Below are 4351 nucleotides of genomic sequence, written 5' to 3'. Positions count from 1 at the left end.
CCACCCCCCCTCCCCCCCCCGAGCACTCGTGTCGGTGGCGCCGCGCGCGGGGGCGCGCGGGGGGGCGGGGCCCAGAGCCGGGGTCGGCCGGGCGCGCGGGCGCGGCCCCCCCGCGGCCCCGCCCCACGCCGAGACGCCGATCCACAGCAGCACCGCCACCGGCGCCGCCAACGAGCCGTAGATCGTGGGGCCTTCGACCGTGCTGGTCAGGTAGATGCGGAGAAGGAAGCTGCCGAGGACCCACATGCCGAGGGCGATCAGCGCGCCCGGCATGTCCTCCACCCAGGGCGAGCGCACCGGCACCGACACGTGGTACAGCGTCGTGAGGAAGATGATCGACAGGAGTATCACCACCGGCCAGTACACGATCTGCACCACCGTCGTGGAGCCCGGCACCAGTTGGACCACCGCGTCAGGCCCCGCCACCATCAGCGGCAGCGCCACCGAACCGATCAGCAGCGCCACGATGAACAGCCCGAAGGCGAGCAGCCGGGTCTTGACGATGCCGCGCGCGCCGTCGAGGCCGTACATGACCGTGATCGTGTCGATGAAGACGTTCACCGCGCGCGAGCCCGACCACAGGGCGAACAGGAAACCGATGGAGATGACATCGGGCCTGCCGACCCGCATCACGTCCTCCAGTATCGGCTGCGCGATCTGGCTGACGCCCCTGTCGGACAGGACCGTGCGGGACGCCTCCAGGATGTTGTTCTCCACGCTGGCGATCGTGTTCGCGCCGGTCCACCGGTCCACGTACGCGAGCAGGCCGATCAGGCTGAGCAGCAGCGGCGGCACGGAGAGGAGGGTGAAGAACGCCGCCTCGGCCGCCAGGCCCAGGATCCGGTATTCCACGCATGAGTTGACCGTGTCTTTGAGCAGCAGCCAGGCGGTCCTGCGCTTGGAGACGTTGCTGTAGAGAGCGCGGGCCCGGTTCCAGCGGCCCGACGGCCGCCCGGGTGTTTCTTTTGCCTGGTGCACCTCCTTACCGTAGCGGCATGGCAGCCACCACCCACACCGTGACCAACCAGGCTCCGCCCCTGGTGGGATATGACGTCTTTACGGCGGACCGGGCACTTGTAGAGGGAATCGAACGGCATCTCGACCCCGCGCTGCTCAGTACCGCGCAGGAGCAACTCTCCGAACTCGGGCGCGCGGCGGGCTCCGCGCAGGCGCGGGAATGGGGGTTCCTCGCCAATGAGAATCCGCCCGTTCTGCACACCCATGACCGATACGGCCATCGCGTCGACGAAGTCGCCTTCCATCCCTCGTGGCACCGGCTGCTCGGCAAGGCCGTCTCGTCGGGGCTCACCACCGCCTGGGCGCGGCCCGGCGGGCATCTGCGGCGCGCGGCGGGTTTTCTGGTGTGGACGCAGGTGGAGGCGGGTCACGGCTGCCCCCTGTCGATGACGCACGCGGCGGTGCCGGCGCTGCGGGCCGATCCCGCGCTCGCCGCCGAGTGGGAGCCGAAACTGACTTCTCTGGTGTACGACGAAGGTCTTCGGCCCGCGTCCCAGAAGGCCGGTGTGCTCTTCGGCATGGGGATGACGGAGAAGCAGGGCGGCAGCGACGTACGGACGAATACGACGCGTGCGCGGGCCCTTGCCGAGGAAGGCACCTATGAGCTGACGGGGCACAAGTGGTTCTGTTCCGCTCCTATGTCCGACGGTTTTCTCGTGCTCGCGCAGACCGACGCGGGACTCACGTGTTTTCTCGTACCGCGTGTGCTCGCGGACGGAACGCGTAACGCCTTTGCCATTCAGCGGCTCAAGGACAAGCTGGGCAATAGGTCGAACGCGTCGAGCGAGGTCGAGTTCGACGGGACCTGGGCGCGCCGGGTCGGCGAGGAGGGGCGCGGGGTGCGCACCATCATCGAGATGGTGGCGGCGACGCGGCTCGACTGTGTCGTCGGCTCGGCGGCGATCATGCGGCAGTCCGTCGCGCAGGCCGTGCACCACGCCACGTACCGCGAGGCATTCGGCGGCAAGCTCGTCGACAAGCCGCTGATGCGCAACGTCCTCGCGGATCTGGCCCTGGAGTCGGAGGCGGCCACGACGCTCGCGCTGCGGCTGGCGGCCGCGTACGACGACGGGAGCGAGCAGGAGCGGGCGTTCCTGCGGATCGCGGTGCCGGCCGCGAAGTACTGGGTGACGAAGCGGTGCACGCCGCACGCGGTGGAGGCGCTCGAAGTCCTCGGCGGCAACGGCTACGTCGAGGAGTCGGGGATGCCGCGGCTGCTTCGCGAGTCGCCGCTCAACTCCATCTGGGAGGGCTCGGGGAACGTACAGGCGCTGGACGTGCTGCGGGCGTTGCAACGGGAGCCGATGGCGCTGAACGCCTTCCTCCAGGAGGTCGGTTCGGCCCGCGGCGCCGACTACCGCCTGGACGGCGCGATCAAGGGCCTGCTGACCGAACTGGCCGATCTGGAGGGCGTCGAGGCGCGGGCGCGGCGGCTCGTGGAGCGGATGGCGACGGTGCTGCAGGGCTCGCTGCTCGTGCGGTACGCGCCCCCGGAGGTGGCCGACGCGTTCTGCGCTTCGCGGCTCGGCGGGGACTGGGGCGCGGCGTTCGGGACGCTGCCGCACACGCTCGATCTGGCGGCCGTGGTGGAGCGTGCCGCCCCGCGCGAGGACTGAACCGAGGTCACGGGGGACGACTGACCGAGGTCACGGGGGAGGACTGACCGAGGTCACGGGGGTGGTGCTGCGCCGACACGGCACCACCCCCGCTTTCAGGCCCCGTTGAGGAGCGTGAACGCCGCGCGAACGGCGTTGGGCCAAGCTTCGACTCCCGCACGGCCGTTCGCGAGGGTTGCATGAGGTTGCAAGTCGATTGTTCATTACCGAACTAATACCCTTGCGGGCGCCGAAGAGGCACGATTGAGTACGGGCCCGACTGAGTACGGGCCCCGACGCACTGGTCTGTTCGGGAAGGACTCAGTGATGACCGCGACGTCGACGATCAATATCGCGAGGATCGCCACCATGGACTGCGCGCAGGCCGCGCGGCTGCTCGCGAATGTCCGCCACGCGGCGCTCTCCGGGCAGCGGCCGCGCGTGATGCCGCGTCCGGTGATCGGCGAGTCCTGGGGCCGCATGCTGAACGACGGGGTCGATCCGGACCGGGACTTCAGGTCCCGGCTGCTCAGCGTCGAGGAGCTTGAGGAGCGGCGCCGCACTTCGCCCCTGGTGGAGGTCCTTCCGCTGCTGCGGAACGCGCTCGTCTCGGTGGCGGACGCGGCGCATCACATCATGGTGGTCTGTGACGCCGACGGCCGGGTCCTGTGGCGCGAGGGAAACTCCACGGTGCTGCGCAAGGCCGACTCGCTCGGGTTCGAGCTGGGCGCCGACTGGGGCGAGAGCATCGTCGGCACGAACGGCATCGGCACGCCGCTCGTGGTGCGCAGGCCCGTGCAGGTGTTCTCCGCCGAGCACTTCGTGGAGACCCACCACGCGTGGACGTGCACGGGCGCGCCCATCACCGATCCCCGCTCCGGCCGGCTCATCGGCGTCGTGGATGTCAGCGGCCCGCTCAACACGATGCATCCGGCGACGCTCGCCCTGGTCGACTCGGTGGCCAAGCTCGCCGAGGCACGGCTGCGGGAGAACCATCTGACGACGATCGACCGGCTGCGGACGGTGGCGGCGCCGGTCCTCGCCCGGCTCGACGGTCGTGCCGTCGCGGTGGACGGCGACGGCTGGACGGCCGCGGTCACGGGGATGCCGCCGGTGGACCGGATACCCCTGCCCAAGTCCCTTGCCGCGGGACACACTTGGCTGCCCTCGCTCGGCACCTGCGCGGTGGAGCCGCTGCCCGGCGGCTGGCTGCTGCGCGTCGAGGAGGAACCACGGCCGCTCGCCGCGACCCGCGTGGTCCTCGACGTGAGCGGTCCGCGCCGCTGGTCGGTCACGGTCGAGGGCGGCGGCGTCGGCAACTGGACCCACGAACTCAGCCCGCGCCACGCAGAGTTGCTCTACCTCCTCAGTACGCACCCGAAGGGGCGCAGCGCGTCGGACCTGGCCGAGGACATGTTCGGCGACCCGGCACGCACGGTGACGGTCCGCGCCGAACTGTCCCGCGTACGCCGCTACTTGGGCGGCCTGCTCGCCCACCGCCCGTACCGCTTCCCGGAGGACGTGGACGTCGAGGTGCTGCTTCCCGACCGCTCGACGAACCTGCTCCCGCACTCGTTGGCGCCCGCGGTGCGCAGGGCGCGGCGAGTTCCGGAGCCTTGAGGTGCCCCCCCCGGCCACAGGCCCCCCGCCGGCCGCACCCGCGCGCCCGCACACCCCCGGGGTCGACCCCCCCCGGGACGCGGGGGGCCCCCCCGCCCCCCCCCCCCGGGCCGGAAAAA

Annotated in this window: 3 protein-coding genes; 2 read left to right on the top strand and 1 reads right to left on the bottom strand. The window is 71.1% G+C overall.

Annotated features, from left to right (window positions below; translation table 11 throughout):
- On the bottom strand, positions 1-978 hold a 978-nt coding region (locus ACFWY6_RS44535; protein WP_384703373.1), incomplete at its 3' end, for a YihY/virulence factor BrkB family protein.
- Positions 979-995: 17 nt separating this feature from the next.
- On the opposite strand from ACFWY6_RS44535, the gene ACFWY6_RS44530 reads away from it, so the two are divergent.
- Both ACFWY6_RS44530 and ACFWY6_RS44525 read left to right on the top strand, forming a co-directional pair.
- Positions 996-2633, top strand: a complete 1638-nt coding sequence (locus ACFWY6_RS44530) for an acyl-CoA dehydrogenase family protein (RefSeq protein WP_384703370.1) — start codon at positions 996-998, stop codon at positions 2631-2633.
- Positions 2634-2939: 306 nt separating this feature from the next.
- Complete coding sequence (locus tag ACFWY6_RS44525) at positions 2940-4232, top strand: GAF domain-containing protein (protein ID WP_384703367.1); 1293 nt, start codon at positions 2940-2942, stop codon at positions 4230-4232.
- Positions 4233-4351 lie beyond the last annotated feature (119 nt).

The sequence above is a fragment of the Streptomyces sp. NPDC059037 genome (assembly GCF_042740015.1).
Classification (GTDB): Bacteria; Actinomycetota; Actinomycetes; order Streptomycetales; family Streptomycetaceae; genus Streptomyces.
The sequence above is the reverse complement of the archived record's forward strand: the minus strand, read 5'-3'. Positions and strand labels throughout refer to the sequence as shown.

Bases quoted from the DNA above. Each gene is read 5' to 3' on its own strand.
- ACFWY6_RS44530 (WP_384703370.1), top strand. From the start codon at position 996: ATGGCAGCCACCACCCACACCGTGACCAACCAGGCTCCGCCCCTGGTG.
- ACFWY6_RS44525 (WP_384703367.1), top strand. From the start codon at position 2,940: ATGACCGCGACGTCGACGATCAATATCGCGAGGATCGCCACCATGGAC.